19 protein-coding genes are annotated in these 18,958 nt (G+C 63.9%); 4 read left to right on the plus strand and 15 right to left on the minus strand.

The window, feature by feature from the left end; genetic code table 11:
* Positions 1-111 precede the first annotated feature (111 nt).
* The 11 genes from EOA13_RS11850 to EOA13_RS11905 form a co-directional block, all read right to left on the minus strand.
* A complete protein-coding gene (locus tag EOA13_RS11850) occupies positions 112-432 on the minus strand; it encodes a hypothetical protein (protein ID WP_245478279.1) in 321 nt (106 codons plus the stop codon).
* 404 nt (positions 433-836) lie between these two features.
* Positions 837-1,835 carry a N(2)-acetyl-L-2,4-diaminobutanoate deacetylase DoeB gene (gene doeB / locus EOA13_RS11855; RefSeq protein WP_127292785.1) on the minus strand — a complete coding sequence of 333 codons (999 nt, stop codon included), beginning with the start codon at positions 1,833-1,835 and terminating at the stop codon, positions 837-839.
* Between the two features lie 5 nt (positions 1,836-1,840).
* The gene (gene doeA / locus EOA13_RS11860; protein ID WP_023809042.1) at positions 1,841-3,019 is read right to left on the minus strand and encodes an ectoine hydrolase DoeA; all 1,179 of its coding nucleotides are present in this window, start codon (positions 3,017-3,019) and stop codon (positions 1,841-1,843) included.
* A gap of 150 nt (positions 3,020-3,169) precedes the next feature.
* On the minus strand, positions 3,170-4,162 hold the full coding sequence (gene eutC, locus EOA13_RS11865) for an ectoine utilization protein EutC (protein WP_127292787.1): 993 nt from the start codon (positions 4,160-4,162) through the stop codon (positions 3,170-3,172).
* The gene (gene eutB / locus EOA13_RS11870; RefSeq protein WP_127292790.1) at positions 4,159-5,154 is read right to left on the minus strand and encodes a hydroxyectoine utilization dehydratase EutB; all 996 of its coding nucleotides are present in this window, start codon (positions 5,152-5,154) and stop codon (positions 4,159-4,161) included. Before eutB ends, eutC begins: the two co-directional genes overlap by 4 nt.
* A 183-nt stretch (positions 5,155-5,337) precedes the next feature.
* Entirely contained in the window at positions 5,338-6,114 is a 777-nt protein-coding gene (gene eutA / locus EOA13_RS11880; protein ID WP_127292793.1) for an ectoine utilization protein EutA, read from the minus strand.
* Between the two features lie 3 nt (positions 6,115-6,117).
* Positions 6,118-6,777, minus strand: a complete 660-nt coding sequence (gene ehuD / locus EOA13_RS11885) for an ectoine/hydroxyectoine ABC transporter permease subunit EhuD (RefSeq protein WP_127254759.1) — start codon at positions 6,775-6,777, stop codon at positions 6,118-6,120.
* 34 nt (positions 6,778-6,811) lie between these two features.
* The gene (gene ehuC, locus EOA13_RS11890; RefSeq protein ID WP_127292796.1) at positions 6,812-7,471 is read right to left on the minus strand and encodes an ectoine/hydroxyectoine ABC transporter permease subunit EhuC; all 660 of its coding nucleotides are present in this window, start codon (positions 7,469-7,471) and stop codon (positions 6,812-6,814) included.
* 204 nt (positions 7,472-7,675) lie between these two features.
* Positions 7,676-8,527: an ectoine/hydroxyectoine ABC transporter substrate-binding protein EhuB gene (ehuB, locus tag EOA13_RS11895; protein ID WP_127292799.1), complete on the minus strand. Its 852-nt coding sequence runs from the start codon at positions 8,525-8,527 to the stop codon at positions 7,676-7,678.
* A gap of 87 nt (positions 8,528-8,614) precedes the next feature.
* Positions 8,615-9,400 (minus strand): ectoine/hydroxyectoine ABC transporter ATP-binding protein EhuA, encoded by a 786-nt coding sequence (gene ehuA / locus EOA13_RS11900; protein WP_127292802.1) that lies wholly within the window; start codon positions 9,398-9,400, stop codon positions 8,615-8,617.
* 124 nt (positions 9,401-9,524) lie between these two features.
* The gene (locus EOA13_RS11905) at positions 9,525-10,910 is read right to left on the minus strand and encodes a PLP-dependent aminotransferase family protein (RefSeq protein WP_127292804.1); all 1,386 of its coding nucleotides are present in this window, start codon (positions 10,908-10,910) and stop codon (positions 9,525-9,527) included.
* 81 nt (positions 10,911-10,991) lie between these two features.
* Here EOA13_RS11905 and EOA13_RS11910 point away from each other — a divergent pair, with 81 nt between their 5' ends.
* The 4 genes from EOA13_RS11910 (at position 10,992) to EOA13_RS11925 (ending at position 15,637) form a co-directional block, all read left to right on the plus strand.
* A complete protein-coding gene (locus EOA13_RS11910) occupies positions 10,992-11,483 on the plus strand; it encodes an Lrp/AsnC family transcriptional regulator (protein WP_023809051.1) in 492 nt (163 codons plus the stop codon).
* 130 nt (positions 11,484-11,613) lie between these two features.
* Positions 11,614-13,107, plus strand: a complete 1,494-nt coding sequence (locus EOA13_RS11915; RefSeq protein WP_127292807.1) for an NAD-dependent succinate-semialdehyde dehydrogenase — start codon at positions 11,614-11,616, stop codon at positions 13,105-13,107.
* A gap of 38 nt (positions 13,108-13,145) precedes the next feature.
* Entirely contained in the window at positions 13,146-14,525 is a 1,380-nt protein-coding gene (locus EOA13_RS11920; RefSeq protein WP_127292810.1) for an aspartate aminotransferase family protein, read from the plus strand.
* Positions 14,526-14,533: 8 nt separating this feature from the next.
* Positions 14,534-15,637, plus strand: a complete 1,104-nt coding sequence (locus tag EOA13_RS11925) for an alcohol dehydrogenase family protein (RefSeq protein ID WP_127292813.1) — start codon at positions 14,534-14,536, stop codon at positions 15,635-15,637.
* Positions 15,638-15,653: 16 nt separating this feature from the next.
* Here EOA13_RS11925 and EOA13_RS11930 read toward each other — a convergent pair whose 3' ends face one another.
* The 4 genes from EOA13_RS11930 to EOA13_RS11945 are packed head-to-tail and all read right to left on the minus strand — an operon-like array spanning position 15,654 to position 18,955.
* Positions 15,654-16,700: an ornithine cyclodeaminase gene (locus EOA13_RS11930; protein WP_127292815.1), complete on the minus strand. Its 1,047-nt coding sequence runs from the start codon at positions 16,698-16,700 to the stop codon at positions 15,654-15,656.
* Positions 16,701-16,729: 29 nt separating this feature from the next.
* Entirely contained in the window at positions 16,730-17,359 is a 630-nt protein-coding gene (locus EOA13_RS11935) for an FMN-binding negative transcriptional regulator (RefSeq protein WP_127292818.1), read from the minus strand.
* 4 nt (positions 17,360-17,363) lie between these two features.
* A complete protein-coding gene (locus EOA13_RS11940; protein ID WP_127292820.1) occupies positions 17,364-18,245 on the minus strand; it encodes a branched-chain amino acid ABC transporter permease in 882 nt (293 codons plus the stop codon).
* Positions 18,246-18,250: 5 nt separating this feature from the next.
* Positions 18,251-18,955, minus strand: a complete 705-nt coding sequence (locus EOA13_RS11945; protein WP_127292822.1) for an ABC transporter ATP-binding protein — start codon at positions 18,953-18,955, stop codon at positions 18,251-18,253.
* Positions 18,956-18,958 lie beyond the last annotated feature (3 nt).

Consider the following 18,958-nt stretch of genomic DNA (forward strand, 5'->3'; position numbering starts at 1 on the left):
CCGCTAGAGCAATTCCAGGAAGTGTGAAACGGTTTTTCGTCAGGGATTGCGTAAAAACAAAGAGTTAGAGAAGTTCACTGTTTCCGTGAAACGGTGAACTTCTCTAGGTGATCATTCCGCGGCTTTTCTGGGGGCCTGCTGGCTTTCCTCGGCCTCGGCCGCTTCCTCAAGCCGGGATGCGATAAGTTCCTGGATATCGCCGACTTCTTCCTGGATATCCTCCAGCGGAATGCCGACCTCGGCCGCCTCGGCAGCGCACTCCTTGGCCAGGGTTTCGGCCTGCTTGTCGATCCTTGCCTGGGAGGACTGGCAATGGACCTTTTCGCCGATCCATCCCCGCAAGAATTCGATGGCGTGTTCACTCATACTGCTGTTCCCTGGCGGCAAAGCCGGTTGGTAATCATAAACGTCGACATCCCGCAAAGGATGCATGTCCCCATTCCAGCCGAGTCGCGACCAGCCGGCAAGCCAATGCCGTCCAAGGTCCACAGAGCCATAGGAAATCGAGGGGTCAAGAGCATTTTCTGATTCTGGAGGGGTCGGTACCGTTGGCTGGGTCACACCCAGCGCTGCGCCACTGTTTCTATTTGCTTTTTTCCGGTTTCCGAGCCGATTTCCGTCACAATAGATGGCGCAACACACTACACATTCACAGTTGCTTCGAGGTGCTGCCCTCGGGCGCGCGGGTCGAAGCCGCCGCTATATAGTGACATCCTCCTGCAATGTCGACTCCGCTCGCCATGCTGCTTCTTTCCGCCGCGCCGAAGGCTCCGCAACGGACCAAGAGCAAGTGACGATGGACGCGAACGGGGTGGAGCAAGCCTCGGCGGAATCGCTCAGACGTGCACAGCCACCACCGCCGCGCAGTCGCCGGCCTTGACCAGCCCGGGGAAATGCCGCGCCGCCAGCAGGCCCGACATTTTTGCCCGGATTTCCTGCGGGGCGATGCCGGTGCGGCCGGTGGAATGGATGCGCGCCAGCACCGCGTCCTTCTCGACCGGTTCGCCGAGATCGACCATGGTTTCGATCATGCCGTCGTCTTCGGCGAAGGAGAAGCAATCGCCCGACGGCATGTCGAGCCACTGGGTTGAGGTCTTCTCCACCGCACCGGCGACAATGCCGGCGTGGCGCAGCACGTTGAGAATGCCGCGCCGCGCGATCCGCACGGTTTGCGCGCGCGACGTGCCGCCGCCGCCAAGCTCGGTGCTGACGAAGACCTTGCCCATCTCCTCGGCTGCCGTGTCATACATGCCGACGGCGTCGATCTCGATCATGCGCATCGAGAACGGGGCGGCGAAGGCCGCGACCGCGTCGAAAGCTTTCTGCTCCAGCGCCTTGTCGGGCAAAGTATGCGCGGCGCAGAACGGCACGAAGTCCAGCGTCTTGCCGCCCGAATGGAAGTCGAACACGATGTCGGCGCGGGGGAGCAGCTCACGCTGGAAATAGTCGGCGATCTTTTCGGTCACGGTTCCGTCCGGCCGGCCGGGAAAGCTGCGGTTCATGTTGCCCTTGTCGATCGGCGAGGTGCGCGTGCCGGCACGGAAGGCCGGATAGTTCATTGCCGGCACGATGATCACCGTGCCGCTGACTTGCTTGGGATCGAGGGTCCTGGCGAGATCGTAAAGGGCCAGCGGTCCCTCATACTCATCGCCATGGTTGCCCCCGGTCAGCAGCGCTGCCGGCCCGTTGCCGTTGCGGATGACGCAGATCGGGATCATCACCGAGCCCCACGCGGAATCGTCGCGGCTGTAGGGCAAGCGCAGGAAACCGTGCTGGATGCCGTCGCGGTCGAAATCGACGGTCGGCGCGATCGGCGACGGGCGGGTGCTGGACATCGGGCTCAATCCTTCACCGCCAGCTTACGCGGCACATTGGCCAGGCACTCTACACCGGTTTCGGTGATCAGGATGGACTCGGTGATCTCCAGTCCCATCGTTTCCAGCCACAGGCCGGTCATGAAATGGAAGGTCATGCCGGGCTTGAGTTCGGTGCGGTCGCCGGGACGCAGGCTCATCGTGCGCTCGCCCCAGTCCGGCGGATAGGACAGCCCGATCGAATAGCCGGTGCGGTTGTCCTTGATGATGCCGTATCGCTTGAGGACACCGAAGAAGGCGTTGGCAATGTCCTCGCAGGCGTTGCCGGGTTTCGCCGCGGCCAGCCCCGCTTCCATGCCTTCCAGCGTCGCCTTCTCGGCATCAAGGAATTCCTGCGTCGGCTTGCCGAGGAAGACGGTGCGTGACAGCGGGCAGTGATAGCGGTTGTAGCAGCCGGCAATCTCGAAGAAGGTGCCCTCGCCCCGCTTCATCGGTCTGTCATCCCAGGTCAGATGCGGCGCCGAGGCATCGGCACCCGACGGCAGCAGCGGCACGATCGCCGGATAATCACCGCCGATACCGTCAACGCCGCGCGTGCCGGCATCATAGATTTCGGCAACGAGATCGCATTTGCGCATGCCGACCTCGATCTTGTCGAAGATGCGCTGGTGCATCGCTTCGACGATGCGGGCCGCCTTGCGCATATAGTCGATCTCGGTCGGGCTCTTCACCGCACGCTGCCAGTTGACCAGCGCGGTGGCATCGACAAAGCGGGCATTGGGCAAATGCTTCTGCAGCGACGCAAAGGCGGCCGCCGAGAACCAGTAATTGTCCATTTCGACGCCGACTGTCAGCTTGCCCCAGCCGCGATCCGCAAGCACGCTGGCCAAAAAATCCATCGGGTGGCGCTCGGTCGACTGCACATAGTGGTCGGCGTAGCCGACGATATTGTCGTGCGCGAGATAGGCGGTGCGCTTGGCGCCGTTGGCGTCCTGGCCGCGCCCGTACCAGACCGGTTCGCCCGATGGCGGCACGATGACGGCCTGATGCACATAGAACGACCAGCCGTCGTAGCCGGTCAGCCAGGCCATGTTGGAAGGATCGCTGATAACAAGAAGATCGACGCCCTTCACCTCCATGGCTTTGCGCGTTTTGGCGAGACGATCCGCAAATTCGCCGCGCGAGAACTTCAGGTTCGGTTGCATTGTTCTTGGTCCTCGTTTGTTGGGCCTTGCGGCCGGTATCAGCTTTGAATCCAACTCGTCGTTCTTGTTTGAGCGTGATCTTTGGACAAAACGGAACCGTTTGTCCGAGAAAACCGGTTCCCACTTTTCCGGATCACGCTTTGGCCAGCATCAGCTTTCGAAAATGGTTCCCGCCTTCACCACCCGCGCGCGATCTCGAGCGAGCGTGGCGATCGCCGTGTCCTGGACGCCAGTGCCGGTGAGGTCGACGATGGTGATGTCGCTGGCCGAGCGCCGGCCATGTTTTTCGCCGGCGATGATCTGGCCGAGTTCGGTCACCTCCGCATCTCCAGCCATCACACCCGCCGCGATGGCATGGTGCAGCTCACCCAGCCGCCGCGTCTGGCGGGCGCTGTCGGCGACATAGAGATCGGCCATGCGCAGGATTGCCGGCGCGATCTCGTTCTTGTGCTCGGCATCGGAGCCCATCGCGGTGATGTGCTGGCCGGCGGAAACGAACCCTGCCTTGATCAGCGGCTCGGTCGAAGGCGTGGTGGTGACGATGATGTCGGCGCCGACAACCGCGTTTGCCGCGTCGGGCTCGGCACGCACGGCGATACCGAGCTTTTCGCGCAGGGCTCCGGCGGTCGCCTCGGCCTTTGCCGCATCGCGCGCCCAGATGCGCGCCTCGGCAATCGGCCGCACCAGCATGAGGGCTTCCAATTGCAATCCGGCCTGGACGCCGGCGCCGAAGATCGCGGCAACGGACGAGTCCTGCCGCGACAGATGTTTGGCCGCGACGGCGCCAGCAGCGGCCGTGCGGACGTCGGTGAGATAGCCATTGTCGAGCAGCAGCGCTTCAACCAGGCCGGTCTTGGCTGACAGCAGCACCATCATGCCGTTGACGCTGGGCAGGCCGAGCTTCGGATTGTCGAAGAAGCCGGGGCTGATCTTGATGGCGAAACCGTCAATGCCAGGCACATAGGCGGTCTTCACGTCGACCTCGCCGCGATGCTCGGGAATGTCGAGCCGCAGGATCGGCGGCATCGCCACCGGCAGGGTAGCGAGCGCGCGGAAAGCGTTTTCAATGCAGGCGACGGCATCGAGATCAAGCGTCACGATCGCCCGCAATTCTTGCTCGGTTAGGATGGTCATCCGGCTCATGCGGCGCGCTCCCCGGGCGATGGCGCCTCGCCGCAGACGATCCTGCGGTGCGCGTTCATATCGATATTGCGGCCGGACAGCAGAACAGCCACTGGCCCGTCCGACCTGACCTTGCCGGAGAGCAGCGCGGCGATACCGACCGCGCCGGCGCCCTCGACGATCTCGCGCTCCTGCGCATAGGCGTGGCGGATACCGGCGGCGATCTCGTCTTCACTGAGCAGGATGACATCGTCGAGCAGGTCGCGGCACATGGCGAAGGTCAGCCGGTTGTCGAGGCCGATGCCGCCGCCGAGCGAATCCGCAAGCGTCGGCAATTCTTCCACCAGCACCGGCTGGCCCGCATCGAGGCTGGCCTTCATCGCCGCGCCACGCGCCATCGAGACACCGATGACTTTTGTCCGGGGGCTGACGCCTTTGATCGCCGCGGCAACGCCTGAGGCGAGCCCGCCGCCGGAGAGCTGGACCAGAACGAGGGCGGCATCCGGGACCTGTTCGATCATCTCCAGCCCGAGCGTGCCTTGCCCGGCGATAATGTCGGGATGGTCGAAGGGCGGCAGCATGACCAGCCCCTCTTGCGCCACCAGCCGATCGGCCTCCTGCTGGGCATCGTCCTGGCTGTCGCCGATAATGCGGACCTCCGCGCCAAGCCGGCGGATCTCGTCGAGCTTGTTGCCCGGCACCAGCTTCGACATGCAGATCACCGCGCGCATGCCTTCAAGCTTCGCCGCATGCGCCAGCGCGCGGCCGTGATTGCCGGTCGAGGCCGCGACCACGCCCCGCGCCTTCTGTTCGGCGCTGAGCGAGGCGACGGCGTTCGAGGCGCCGCGCAGCTTGAAGCTGCCGGTGGTCTGCCGGTGTTCGAGCTTGAGGTGAACCGACACGCCGCAGCATTCCGAAAGGCTATGGGACAAAACTGTTGGCGTGCGCTCGATCTTGTTGGCGATACGCTCACGGGCGGTACGGATGTCCGCTAGGGCGATGGCGCGCGTCATGGGGCGACCCCCTCTGGCCTGCCGGCCATCTCCCCCTCAAGGGGGGAGATTAGCGGCTGCAACACTTTCGCCAATTGTCGATGTTGCAGGAAGAGCGGTGACGCATGAACTGCCAATCTCCCCCCTTGAGGGGGAGATGGCCGGCAGGCCAGAGGGGGATGCTCGCTCACACTGGACATAATCTTACTGAACCAACGGCAACGTCATCAGCCGCCCGAACTCAGGATGCGGCGCCTCATCCCCGCACAATCTCAGGCAGTTCCAGGCGGTCGCCTGGTTGCTGGTCACCACGGGGCGTCCAATAGAATTTTCCATGCCGGTGACCGCGAGGGCGCTACGCAGCGCCGTGCAGGAGACGAACAGCGCATCGGCGCTCGCGTCGGTCGCCTCACGCGCCAGGTCGACAAGCGTTGCCGGGGCGATGCGCGCCATCTCACGATCGTCCTCGAAGCCGAGGCAGGTGAAGCTGGCGATGTCGAAACCCCGCGCGGCGAAATATGCCGCCATCGGCCTAGATGTCTCGACCGTGTAAGGGGTAAGGATGCTGATCTTGCTTGCGCCCAGCGCACGCAGCCCGCGCACGCCCGCCATCGGCGGCGTGACGACTGGCACACCGGGCTTTGCGGCCTGGATCGCCGCCTCGATCTCGGTATCGCCGATCACTACCGAGGCCGAGGTGCAGGAGTAGCAGATGGCGTCGAGCTTCTCGTCCGGCAGGATCAGGGCCGCGCCCGCCGTCAGCGCCGGCTGCATCTTGCGCAGGTTTTCAGGCGTCGTCGGGTTGGCATAGGGAATGCGCGCGACATAGACGCCGACCCGCTCGCTCGCCACCATGCGGCGGAAATCCGGTTCGCTGGTGTGGTCAGTGGCCAGGATGATCAGGCCGATGCGCATGTCGAGCGGGCGTGCATCAAGCGCCGGCCGTTTTGGGTAGACCCTGATCTCGGGCAAGGGTTTCATCGGCTACCTCTCGATCTTGCCGTAGCGGCGTTCCAGCCAGCGCAGCAGCACGACCGAAAATAGACTGATGACCAGGAAGAAAGCACCGACCAGGGTGATCGGCTCGATATAGCGATAGTAGGTGTTGGCGACGCTTTTGGCCTGGTTCATCAATTCCAGGACGGTGATCGCCGACAGCAGCGGCGTTTCCTTGAACATGGCGATGAAGTAATTGGCGAGCGCCGGAATCATCGGCGGGATGGCCTGCGGAATGATGATGTGGGTCCAGGTCTGCCTGGCGCTCAAATTGCACGCCTTGGCGGCCTCCCATTGGCCGCGCGGCACATTGTCGATGCCGGCACGATAGACCTCGGCCGTGTAGGTGCCGTAATGCAGCCCGAGCCCGATGACACCCGCGACCAGCGGCGGCAGCAGGATGCCGATGTCGGGCAGCACGTAGAAGATGAAATAGAGCTGCACCAGCAGCGGCGTGCCACGGATGAATTCAGCCGCCCAGCCGACCGTGCGCGACAGCGCTTTGTTGGGCGAGCGGCGCGCAAGCGCAATGCCAAGCCCGACGATCGCCGCCAGCACCGAGCCGAGCAGCGTCGCCAGGATGGTGATCTTCACCCCCTGGATCAGCGTCGGCATGATTTCCCAGACGAAGTTCCAATCCCACTCCATCAGCAAGCCCAATTTGTCAGAAGGGAATTGGCCATCAGGCACGCACCCCATCGAGGCCGCGCGCCATGCGTCGTTCCAGCGAGCGCACGCCCCACGAGATGAGCAGGGCGAGGATGAAATAGATGATCAGGATGGTGGTGAACGGCACCAGGGTGTTGCCGGTCTGGGCGCGCACCACCTGCGCCTGGAAGGTCAGGTCGGTGAGCGAGATCAGCGACACCACGGCGGTCGCCTTGAGCAATTCGATGGCGTTGTTGCCGAAAGTGGGCAGCATCACCAGCAGCGCCTGCGGCAGGATGATGTGACGCATGCCTTGCCAGCGGCCGAGATTGAGCGCTGTGCAGGCCTCATACTGTTCGCGGCCGATCGACTGGATGGCGCCGCGCACGACTTCGGCGGCGTAGGCGCCGACATTGAGGCCGAGCGCCAGCACGCCGGCCTGCAACGGGGTCAGCGAAATGCCGATGAAGGGCAGCACGAAATAGGCCCAGAACAGTTGCACGAAGATCGAGGTGCCGCGGAAAAATTCGATATAGGCGGTGGCCAGCGCGCGCAGCACGAAGAAACGCGACAGCCGCCCCATTCCGGCGAGGAAGGCCATGAACAGCGCAAGCACCGACCCCATCAGCGTCAGCTCGATGGTGACAAGCGCTCCCTGCAATATCAGACCGAAATAGCCGGACCACTGGGTCATTTACGTTCCAACGTTGGGTTTAGCTCCTTCTCCCCGTTTACGGGGAGAAGATGCCGGTCCACCCTCCGTAGCTGCAGCGCAGCTGCTGCGGAGGACGGGCAGGCAGATGAGGGGCGGCACTAGACTCTCAGAACTTGGCGCCGCCCCTCATCCGTCACTTCGTGACACCTTCTCCCCGTAAACGGGGAGAAGGGCAAAAGGCGCCTACTTCGCCGCGCAGAGCTTGTCGCGGCTGGTCGACATCGCGGCTGCGGCCGAGAAGCCGTAGGGCTCGATGATCTTGGCGAACTCGCCCGATTTCTTCATCTTGGCCAGTTCTACGTCGAAGGCGTCGCGCAGTGCCTCGTCGCCCTTCTTGAAGGCGGCGCCGTCGCAATAGACCGGTGCGCCCTGCACCGGAGCGATGACTTCGAGGTTCGGATCGTTGGCCTTCTTGACCAGATCATTGATCGACAGAACGGGCAGCGAATAAGCGTCGATGCGGCCATCCTGGAGCATCTTCACGCCGCTCTGGCCATCCGGCACGACGATGACGCGATCGCGTGGCACGCCGGCATTGAGCGCGAGCTTCTCCTCGGTGCCGCCGCCCGGCGCACCGATGGTCGCAGTCGTATCCTTGGCGACATCCTCATAGCTCTTGAAGCCCTTCGGATTGCCCTTCTTCACCAACATCGCCTCGGCATCGCAAAGCACCGGCTCGGAATAGACGACGGCGGCGCAGCGTTCCGGCTTCATGAACAGGCCGGCGGTGACGACATCGAAGCGACCGGCCTGCAGGCCGGGGATCATGGCGCCATATTCGGAGATCGAAGCGGCGACGTCGGCGACGCCGAGCCGCTTGAATATCTCGCGGGCCACATCAGGCGCGGCACCCGAAACCTTGCCGTCGGCGGCGACCGCCGTATAGGGCGGCTCGTTGGCGATGGCGAGGCGGGCGAAACCTTGCGCCTTGAGCTGTTCGAGCTTGCTGTCGTCGGCTGACCCCACGCTCGAGGCGGCCAGCACCGCCGTCAGTGCAAGACCGGCAACGCCGGCCAGAATGCCAAGTTTTTTCATTGTTCCCAACTCCTTGTTTCTTGTCTTGCTTTGTTGCGAGGCGGCCCTCGCCACCTCGGGACGACTTCGTCGCCCTGGGCATTGCGGTCAGACGCGATGTCCGGCCGCGATGATCTTCTTCAGGAAGCCTTGCGTGCGCTCCTGCTTGGGATTGCGGAAAATCTCGTCCGGCTTGCCTTCCTCGACGATCCTGCCACGATCGAAGAACAGCACCCGGTCGGCGAAATCGTGGGCGAAACCCATCTCGTGGGTGACCAGCAGCATGGTCATGTCGGTCTCGGCGGCAAGCTTGCGCATGACGTTCATCACCTCCTCGACCAGCTCCGGATCGAGCGCCGACGTCACCTCGTCGAACAGCATGATCTTTGGCGACAGCGCCAGCGCCCGGGCGATCGCCACGCGCTGCTTCTGGCCACCGGACAACTGCGCCGGCATGCTCTTGGCCTTGTCGGCCATGCCGACCATTTCGAGCAGTTCCATCGCCCGCTTTTCGGCGGCGGCACGCGGCGTGCCCTTGGTCAGCATCGGCGCCAATGTGACATTGTCCATGACGCATTTGTGCGGGAACAGATTGAACAGCTGGAAGACCATGCCGATCTTCTGGCGCATCCTTGTCAGATGCCGCTCATCAGCGGACAGCAACTGTCCGTTGCGCTCCATGTGGTAGAGTTGCTCGCCGTCGATCTGGATATGACCGCCATCGATGCGCTCAAGCGTCATCAGGATGCGCAGGATTGTCGTCTTGCCCGAGCCCGACGGGCCGATCAGTGCCAGCTTTTCGCCAGGCATGACCTGCATCGACAGACCGTCCAGCACTTTGAAAGTGCCGAAGCTTTTTGAAATGGCGTCGATCTTGATGATGGGCGTGGGCACTGCAGTTCCCCGTCCTGGAGAGGTCTATGCTCTTAACGATGCGGAACGCGCCAAATCATGTCAATTGAGAAAATAATATCATGACAATTATTTCTGATTCCGCACAATTTCCGAGCACCCCAGCCTAGATAGCGAGCAGCAGGTGTTCCGGATCGCCAAGCAGCAGCTTGGTGACAACGCCGAGGCCGGCGCGCAGTTCCCCCTCGGTGGTCGAACCCAGCGAGATACGCACCGCCGGATGCCACGGCGCGCCCGAAATACGGAAGGATGTTCCGGGTGCAATCGCCACACCCTGCAGGCGAGCCTGGGCGACAAAGCTTTCCTCGGCCCGGTCGGCCGGCAGTTGCAGCCAGACATGCAGCCCGTCTCGCCGGGCGCGATAGCCGCCCCCCGCCAGCACTTGCGCTGCGATATCCTGCCGGCGCCGCAAAGCCGCGCGCTGCCAGTGGACAAGCTCCATCGCCGTGCCGTCGGTCACCCATTTGGTGGCGATCTCGGCCACCAGCGGCGTCGCCATCCAGTTCGAAACCAGATGCCGGTTGGCGACGGCGGCGACATAGCGGTCGGGTGCGACGAGATAGCCGATGCGCAGCCCGGGCACGGTGATCTTGGTGAAGGAGGTGACGTAGAGCGTGCGCTCCGGCGCGAACGCGGCAACCGGCGGCGGCCGGTCTTCGACCAGGGGGCCGAGCACATCGTTCTCGATGATGGCGATGTCGTGCTTGCGCGCGACCGCCGCGATCTGCTCGCGCCGCGCCGCATCCATCAGAGTCGCCGTCGGGTTTATCACCGAGGGCTGCACGAAGACCGCGCGGATGTCGGAAAGCCGGCAGGCTTCGTCCAGCGCTTCCGGGATCAGGCCGTTGTCGTCGATCGGCAGGCCTTCCAGGTTGAAGCCGAGATAGCGTGCCAACGGCACCAGCGTATGGTGGCCGATCGCTTCGGTGGCGACCGTCGAGCCCGGCGGAGCGACGCTCATCAGCGCCACAGTCATGCCGGCGGTGGCGCCGTTGGTCAGGCTGACGTTCTGCGGGGATGCATCGAGGCCGCACAGTTTCAGCCATTCGACGGCGACGGCCCGGTGGCGCGGAAACACCATGTTGGGCCGGAACGAAAGTGCTGAACTCGACGGCAGGTTCTCGGCCAGCCAGCCCAGTGCCTGTTTCAGCCGCTCCAGATGCATCGGCTCACAAACCGGTTTCAGGATCGACAGGTCGATGACTTCGCCGAGCCGCTCCGGCAAATAGGGCGGCTCCGGCTCGCGGCGCTGCGTCTGGACGAAGCTGCCGCGGCCGATCTCGCCCGAAATCAGGCCACGCCGGATCAGTTCCTCATAGGCGCGGCTGACCGTCTGCACCGAAAGCTTGAGGTCGTCGGCCAGCCTGCGATGGGTCGGCAGCCGCGCGCCATTGGCGAGGCGCCCGTCATGTATGGCGCGCGCGAACTGGTCGGCCAGCGATTGATAGGCCGGGCGCCGGATGAGCGCGGGATCGGGTTGCCACAATGTCATGACTTATTAGAGATCGAAATCAGTGCAATTGACAATCGAAATAATGCGCCGTCATGGTACTCGGACGAAAAGTGAGCTCTGATGACATCAGCGAAACTCGACCCGATCGACCTGAAAATCCTCGACGCCATCCAGCGCGACGGACGCATCACCAAGTTGGCGCTGGCCGAGCAGGTCGGCCTGTCGCCGACGCCGTGCTGGATGCGGCTGCGCAAGCTGGAGAAGGCCGGCATCGTCTCGGGCTATCACGCCAGGATCGCCATGCGCGTCGTCGCACCCGTTGCCACCGTGCTGATGGAGGTGACGCTGGCAAACCACCGCCAGGCCGATTTCGACCGCTTCGAGCGCGTCATCCGCGATGTTCCCGAGATCGTCGCCTGCTGGTCTGTCGGCGGCGGCGTCGACTATGTGGTGAAGGTGATGGCGCGCGACATCGACGCCTATCAGCGGCTGGTCGATGGCTTGCTCGAACGGGAAATCGGCATCGACCGCTACTTCACCTACATCGTCACCAAGACGGTGAAGGACGAGATCGCGCTGCCCATAGCCGACCTGCTGCCGGCGTCGGCTTAAGGCCGGAGAGATCATCTGTCGGGGCGGGACAAAAGAGAGAGTCTCTCTCCTTCGAGGCATCCAAACAGCCTCTCTATCTGCATCGGGCGGATAGTCTTCCCGCATCAGTCCGAACCGGGAGGCTTTGACCATGTCCGCGCATTTCGCCCGCTCGCATCGCCACGAAGCGCTCGACCGCCTGACCGACCGCCGGTTGCTGCGTGAACTCGCCTATGTCGATGGCCACTGGACGGCAAGCGAAGCCGCTGAAAGCTTCGAGGTCACCGATCCGGCCACCGGCACGACTGTCGCTTTCGTCGCCGCGCTAGATGCACGGCAGACGACAAAGGCGATCGATGCCGCCGCACGCTCCTTTCCGGCATGGCGGTCGCTGTTGCCGCAGGAGCGCTCGAAAATCCTGCGCAAATGGTTCGAGTTGATCATCGGCGCCAAGGATGATCTGGCTCTGCTGATGACGCTGGAACAGGGCAAGCCGCTGCAGGAATCGCTGGGCGAGATCGACTACGCCGCCTCTTTCATCGAATGGTATGCCGAGGAAGCAAAACGCCTGAACGCCGAGAGCGTCACCAGCCATCTGCCGAACGCCGAAATGATCGTGCGGCGCGAGCCGCTCGGTGTCGTCGGCATCGTCACGCCGTGGAACTTTCCGTCGGCGATGCTGACCCGCAAGGCTGCGGCAGCCCTTGCCGCCGGCTGCACCATCGTTGCGCATCCGTCCTCGGAAACACCGCTGTCGGCGCTGGCGCTGGCCGAACTCGGTGAGCGCGCCGGCCTGCCCGCAGGCGCCTTCAACATCGTCACCGGCAAGGCTTCGACCATCGTCGGCCGGATGTGCGAAGATCCGCGCGTCCGTGCCATGAGTTTCACCGGCTCGACCGAGATCGGCAGGCTGATCGCCGCGCAAAGTGCGCCGACCATGAAAAGGCTGGTGATGGAGCTAGGCGGCCACGCGCCGCTGATCGTCTTTGCCGATGCCGATCTGGACAAAGCGGTTGATATCGCCATCGACGCCAAATTCGCCACGTCGGGCCAAGACTGCCTCGCCGCCAACCGCATTTACGTCCAGCGTCCGATCTACGATCGGTTCTGTGCCGCCTTCGCCAAGCGCATCGAGACGTTGCGGACCGGCAATGGCCTTGCTGATAGCACCGACATCGGCCCGCTGATGCACGAGCGTGCCGTCAAGAAGGTCGAGGAACAGGTCGCCGATGCCATCGCTCACGGCGCGCGCTGCCTCACTGGCGGCAAGCGGCACCTGGCTGGCCCGCTGTTCTACCAGCCGACGCTGCTGGCCGATGTCAGGGACCAAGCGCTGATCATGCGTGAGGAGACTTTTGGTCCGGTGGCCGCCGTGACGCCGTTCGACAGCGAGGCCGAAGTGATCGCCCGCGCCAACGCCACCGAATATGGCCTCGTCGCCTATGTCGTGACCGAGAATGGTGGCCGGCAGCAACGCATGGGCCGCGCCCTCGACTACGGCATGGTCGCCATCAACCGCGTCAAGATCACCGGCGCGCCGATCCCGTTCGGCGGCGTCAAACAATCCGGCATCGGCCGCGAAGGCTCGCGCCACGGACTCGAGGCTTTCACCGATCTCAAATATCTCTGCCTCGATGTAGCTTAAGCTGCACCGGAATCACCCTTTTGTCAGGAGTCAAAAGAATGCTCGACCAGTCCAACGAACTCGCCGCCTGGGATCGCGACCACTTCTTCCATCCCTCGACGCATATGGGCACGCATGCGCGGGGCGAAAGCCCGACGCGCATCATGGCCGGCGGTGAAGGCGTCACCGTCTGGGACAACAACGGCAAGAAGAGCCTCGACGCCTTTGCCGGCCTCTATTGCGTCAATGTCGGCTATGGCCGCCAGAAGATCGCAGACGCCATCGCCGCCCAGGCGAAGAACCTCGCCTACTACCACGCCTATGTCGGCCACGGCACCGAGGCCTCGATCACGCTGGCCAAGATGATCATCGATCGTGCGCCCGCAGGGATGTCGAGGGTCTATTTCGGCCTCTCGGGTTCCGATGCCAACGAAACCAACATCAAGCTGATCTGGTACTACAACAATGTGCTCGGCCGGCCGGAGAAGAAGAAGATCATTTCGCGCTGGCGCGGCTATCACGGCTCGGGCGTGATGACCGGTTCGCTGACCGGGCTCGACCTGTTCCACAACGCCTTCGACCTGCCGCGCGCACCGATCCTGCACACCGAGGCGCCCTACTATTTCCGCCGCGCCGACCGCTCGATGAGCGAGGAGCAATTTTCGCAGCATTGTGCCGACAAGCTCGAGGAGATGATCCTGGCCGAGGGCCCGGAAACCGTCGCGGCCTTCATCGGCGAGCCGATCCTAGGCACCGGCGGCATCGTGCCGCCGCCGGCCTTCTATTGGGAAAAGATCCAGGCGGTGCTTAAGAAGTACGATGTGCTGCTGGTCGCCGACGAAGTGGTGACGGGCTTCGGCCGGCTGGGCACCATGTTCGGCTCCGACCATTACGGCATTAAGCCGGACCTGATCACCATCGCCAAGGGCCTGACCTCGGCCTATGCGCCGCTGTCGGGCGTCATCGTCGCCGACAAGATGTGGCAGGTGCTGGTTGAGGGCTCCGACAAGCTCGGCTCGCTCGGCCATGGCTGGACCTATTCGGCGCATCCGATCTGTGTTGCCGCCGGCGTCGCCAATCTCGAACTGATCGACGAGATGGACCTGGTGACAAATGCCAAGGAGATCGGCGCCTATTTCCGCGCCGAGCTGGCCAAGGCAGTCGGCGGTCACAAACATGTCGGTGACGTGCGCGGCGACGGCATGCTGGCGGCGGTCGAGTTCGTCGCCGACAAGGACGACCGGGTGTTCTTCGACGCTTCGCTCAAGATCGGGCCGCAGGTGGCGACGGCGCTTGCCGCAAGCGGGGTCATCGGCCGCGCCATGCCGCAGGGCGACATTCTGGGCTTTGCGCCGCCGCTCTGCCTGACCCGCGAGGAAGCCGACATCGTCGTGTCGAAGACAGCCGATGCGGTGAAAAACGTGTTTGCCGATCTCTGAGAGCGACTATGAATGCCATGACCAAAACTGTCCCCGCCACCATGGCCGCCGTGCTGCTTACCGGGCACGGCGGACCGGAAAAGCTCGTCTACCGCAGCGACGTGAAAGTGCCCGCGCCTGCGCCAGGTGAAGTGCTGGTCAAGGTCAGCGCTTGCGGCATGAACAACACCGATGTCTGGGTGCGCAAGGGCGCCTATGGCACGGAGGAGGACGCTTCCGCCGTGTCGACCTGGCGGCGCCAGGGCAACACGCTGAGCTTCCCGCGCATCCAGGGCACCGACACTGTCGGTGTCATCGCTGCTGTCGGCGAAGGTGTGTCGCCCGACCGTATCGGCAAACGGGTGATGGTCGATTTCTCGATCTACAATCGCGACGACGATTCGCTCGCCGACATCGACTATATGGGCCATGGTCGCGATGGCGGTTACGCCGAATACCAGGCGGTGCCGGCCGAGAACGCTCATGTCATCGACACCGACATGAGCGATATCGAACTCGCCACCTTCTGCTGCGCCTACCTGACCGGTGAACAGATGCTGGAGCGCGCCGCCCTCAAGGCCGGTGAACGCGTGCTTGTCACCGGCGCCTCGGGCGGCGTCGGTTCCGGCATCGTGCAGTTGGCGCGGGCGCGCGGCGCCATTCCCTATGCCGTCGTCGGCAAGGGCAAGGAACAGGCAGTACGCGACATTGGCGCCGAGGCTGTCATCACGCGTGGTGTAGCCGACCTGCCGCAAGCGGTGGCCGAGGCGACCGGAGGCCAGTCGATCGACGTTGTCGCCGACCTCGTCGGCGGCGGCATCTTCAACGACCTCTTGCGCATCCTGCGGCCCGAGGGCCGCTACACCACCGCCGGCGCGATTGCCGGCCCGGTCGTGCAGCTTGATCTCAGGACGATGTATCTCAAGCAGTTGCAGCTGCATGGCTCGAGCCAGGGCACGCGCGCCGATTTCCGCCGCATCGTTGGATATATCGAAGCGAAGAAAATCCGGCCACTGGTCGGCGGCGTCTACAAGCTCTCCGATTTCCACCATGCGCAGGCGGATTTCATCGCCAAGGATTTCGTCGGCAAACTGGTGGTGGTGCCGGATGCGATGTGGGGTTCGGCTGGCTGAATAACCCGACTATCCCTCAACCGTGCTGGGCCGCTCTGAGCAGCATGCCAAACAGGTCGCGCGGCTCGTCGGGGTCGGCCAGCATGTCGAGTTCCTGGTAGAGGCCGGTCGAGCGCAGCTGATCCCTGACATAGCGCAGTGCCGAAAAGTCCTCGATGGCGAAGCCGACCGAATCGAACAGCGTGATCTGGGTCGCATCGCGCCGGCCTTGTACGGCGCCCGACATCACCTGCCACAGCTCGATCACCTCATGATCCGGCGCAAGCTGCTGGATCTCGCCCTCGATGCGCGTCTGCGGCGGATATTCGACGAAGATATCGGAGCGCAGCAGGATATCGCGGTGCAGTTCGGTTTTCCCCGGGCAGTCGCCGCCGACCGCGTTGATGTGGACGCCGGAGCCGACCATGTTGTCGGTGAGGATGGTGGCGTACTGCTTGTCGGCGGTGACGGTGGTGATGATATCAGCCCCTTCGACCGCCTCCTGCGCTGTGCCGCAGGCGACCATGTCGAAACCGAGACCGGCGAGATTACGGATGCATTTTTCGGTGGCCGTGCGGTCGATGTCGTAAAGCCTCAGCCGGTCGACGCCGAGCAACGCCTTGAACGCCACCGCCTGGAATTCGGCCTGGGCGCCATTGCCGATCAGCGCCATGCAGCTGGAGCCGGTCGGCGCCAGGTATTTGGCGGCAAGAGCTGACATCGCCGCCGTGCGCAGCGCGGTCAGGATGGTCATTTCCGACAACAGCACCGGGTAGCCATTGTGGACATCGGCGAGCATGCCAAAGGCGGTCACCGTCTGGCGGCCCTCGCGCATGTTCTTGGGGTGGCCGTTGACATATTTGAAGCCATAGACCTCGCCGTCGCTGGTCGGCATCAGCTCGATGACGCCCTCGGCACTGTGCGAGGCGACGCGCGGCGTCTTGTCGAACAGCTCCCAGCGGCGGAAATCATCCTCGATGTAGCCGGCGAGTTCGACGAGGAAGCGCTCGACGCCGATCTTCAGCACCAGCTTCATCATATGATCGACGCTGACGAACGGCACGATGTTGAGATTGGGAATCATTTTTTCTTATCCTTGCCGCATGCAAACGGTCAGTCCTGGCGATGCGCGTTGTGCGTCTTCATCATCATCGCCAGCGCCGGATCGTTTTGCTCCAGCGCCGTGATGGCTTCGCTCGTGTCGTAGAGGCGCTCATCCTGCCCCATCTTGAACTTGGCCTCGAGCCGCCCGATCGGCAGGTCGAAGCCTATGATACCAGGAATGCGCCGCTCCATGCCGCCTGGCCCCAGCTCGCGCATGCGCCAGCGGTCGTCGCGATCTTTTTCCAGCACGTCAACAAGCTGCAAGAGATGCCTTGCGGTGGCATGATCGTCGAGCGGAACCGGATGCCCATGGCAATGCACGACGGCAAAATTCCAGGTCGGCGCGCTGTCGCGCACCGGATTGCGCGGATACCAGGACGGCGAGATGTAGCCATGCGGGCCGTGGAAGATAGCGACCGTCTCCCTGCCTTCGCTGATCAAGGTGCTGTGCGGATTGGCCCCGGCGAGATGCGAGACCAGCGTTCCGTTTTCACCACGGTCGCGATCGAGCACGAAGGGAAGATGCGAGACGACAAGGCCCTGCGGTCCCGCTGTCACCACCGTGGCAAAGGCCGCGGCCTCGATCAGACCGAACACCTCGTCGCGCGACAGCGGTGCAAATTCAGGCTTTGTATACATCAGGTCAGCTTCGCTGGGCCCGAACCGCCGGGATCAGGCCTTGCGGGCGAACCAGCAGCACGGCGATGACGCCTGACAGCACGATGGCGTCGCGATAAGGGGCGATCGCTCCCGGAAGCGTCGCCTGCAACAAAACCTCGATGATGCCGAGCAGGAAGCCGCCGGCGACAGCACCGGGCAAGCTGCCCAGCCCGCCGACGACGGCGGCGATGAAGGCCTTCAGCACCGGCGTGAAGCCCATCAGCGGATCGACCGAGGCGCGCTGTGCCACCCACAGCATCGCCGCCAGCCCGGCCAGCAGGCCGGAGAGCAGGAAGGCGGTGGCGATGATGCGGCTGGCCGGAATGCCCATCAGGCGCACGACGTCGAAATCTTCCGCCGCGGCGCGCATCGCCGTGCCGGTCACCGAGCGGCGCAGAAAGAATTCCAGCGCAATCAGCGCCAGTGCCGAGACGACAATGGAGATGCTGGGACCAACGCCAATGGTGAAATCGCCGAAGGAGAAGGCGCCGGTCATCCAGCCGGGCATGGCGACAGCTTGCGGCCGCGCCGAAATGCCGTTCTGGAATACGACCTTCAACAGGCTGGAGACGGCAAAGCTGGTCAACAGCAGGCTGGTGACGCTGGCGCCGCGCATCGGCCTAAACGCGATGCGCTCCATGGCGACGGCGGCGAGCGCGCCGCAGGAGACGGCGACAAGCACGGTGACCGGGAAGGGACAGCCGAGCACCAGCGAGGCCAGAAGCGCGTAGCCCGACAGCGTCATCAGCTCGCCATGGGCGAAGTTGATGAGGCCGACGATGGAAAAGACGATCGCCAGCCCGAGCGCCAGCAGGGCATAGACGCCGCCCAGGCTCACCGCATTGATGATCTGCTGCGCGATCATGCTTCTCAAGCTCCCAAATAGGCCTGGCGGACGAGGTCCGAGGAGGCGAGTTCTTTTGCCGTGCCCGACAGCACCACCTCGCCATTGGCGAGCACGACGGCACGGTCGGCGATTTCGAGCGCCAGGGCCACATTCTGTTCGACCAGCAGGATGGTCAGGCCCTTGCGGCGCAGTTCGGCGATCAGGTCGAAGACGGTGTCGATCAGTTGGGGGGCGAGGCCGAGCGAGGGCTCGTCGAGCAGGATCATGCGCGGCTTGCCCATGAGCGCGCGGGCGATGGCCAGCATCTGCTGTTCGCCGCCCGACAGATTGCCGCCCTTGACGCGATGATAGCGGCGCAGGATCGGGAACAACTCCAGCATCTCCTCCTCGCGCAGCCGGGCTTCGGCCGCCGGCTGGTGCACCGCGCCGCCGAGACGCAGATTGTCGGCCACCGTCAGGCTGGCGAAGATACGGCGGCCTTCGGGAACCAGCGCGACGCCCTTGCGGGCGATCGCCTCCGGCGCCAGGCCGGTGATGTCGACACCGTCGAAGATCACCTTGCCGGATGCCGCCGGCACCAGCCCGGCGACGGCGCCGAGCGTCGAGCTCTTGCCGGCGCCATTGGCGCCGACCAGCGCGATGATCTCGCCGCTGCCGACGGTGAGGTCGACGCGGCGCACCGCCTCGACTTCGCCGTACCGGATTTTCAGGACTTCGACGCTCAGCATGAC

Origin of the sequence: Mesorhizobium sp. M7A.F.Ca.US.011.01.1.1 (genome assembly GCF_003998295.1) — a bacterium.
Lineage (GTDB): Bacteria > Pseudomonadota > Alphaproteobacteria > Rhizobiales > Rhizobiaceae > Mesorhizobium.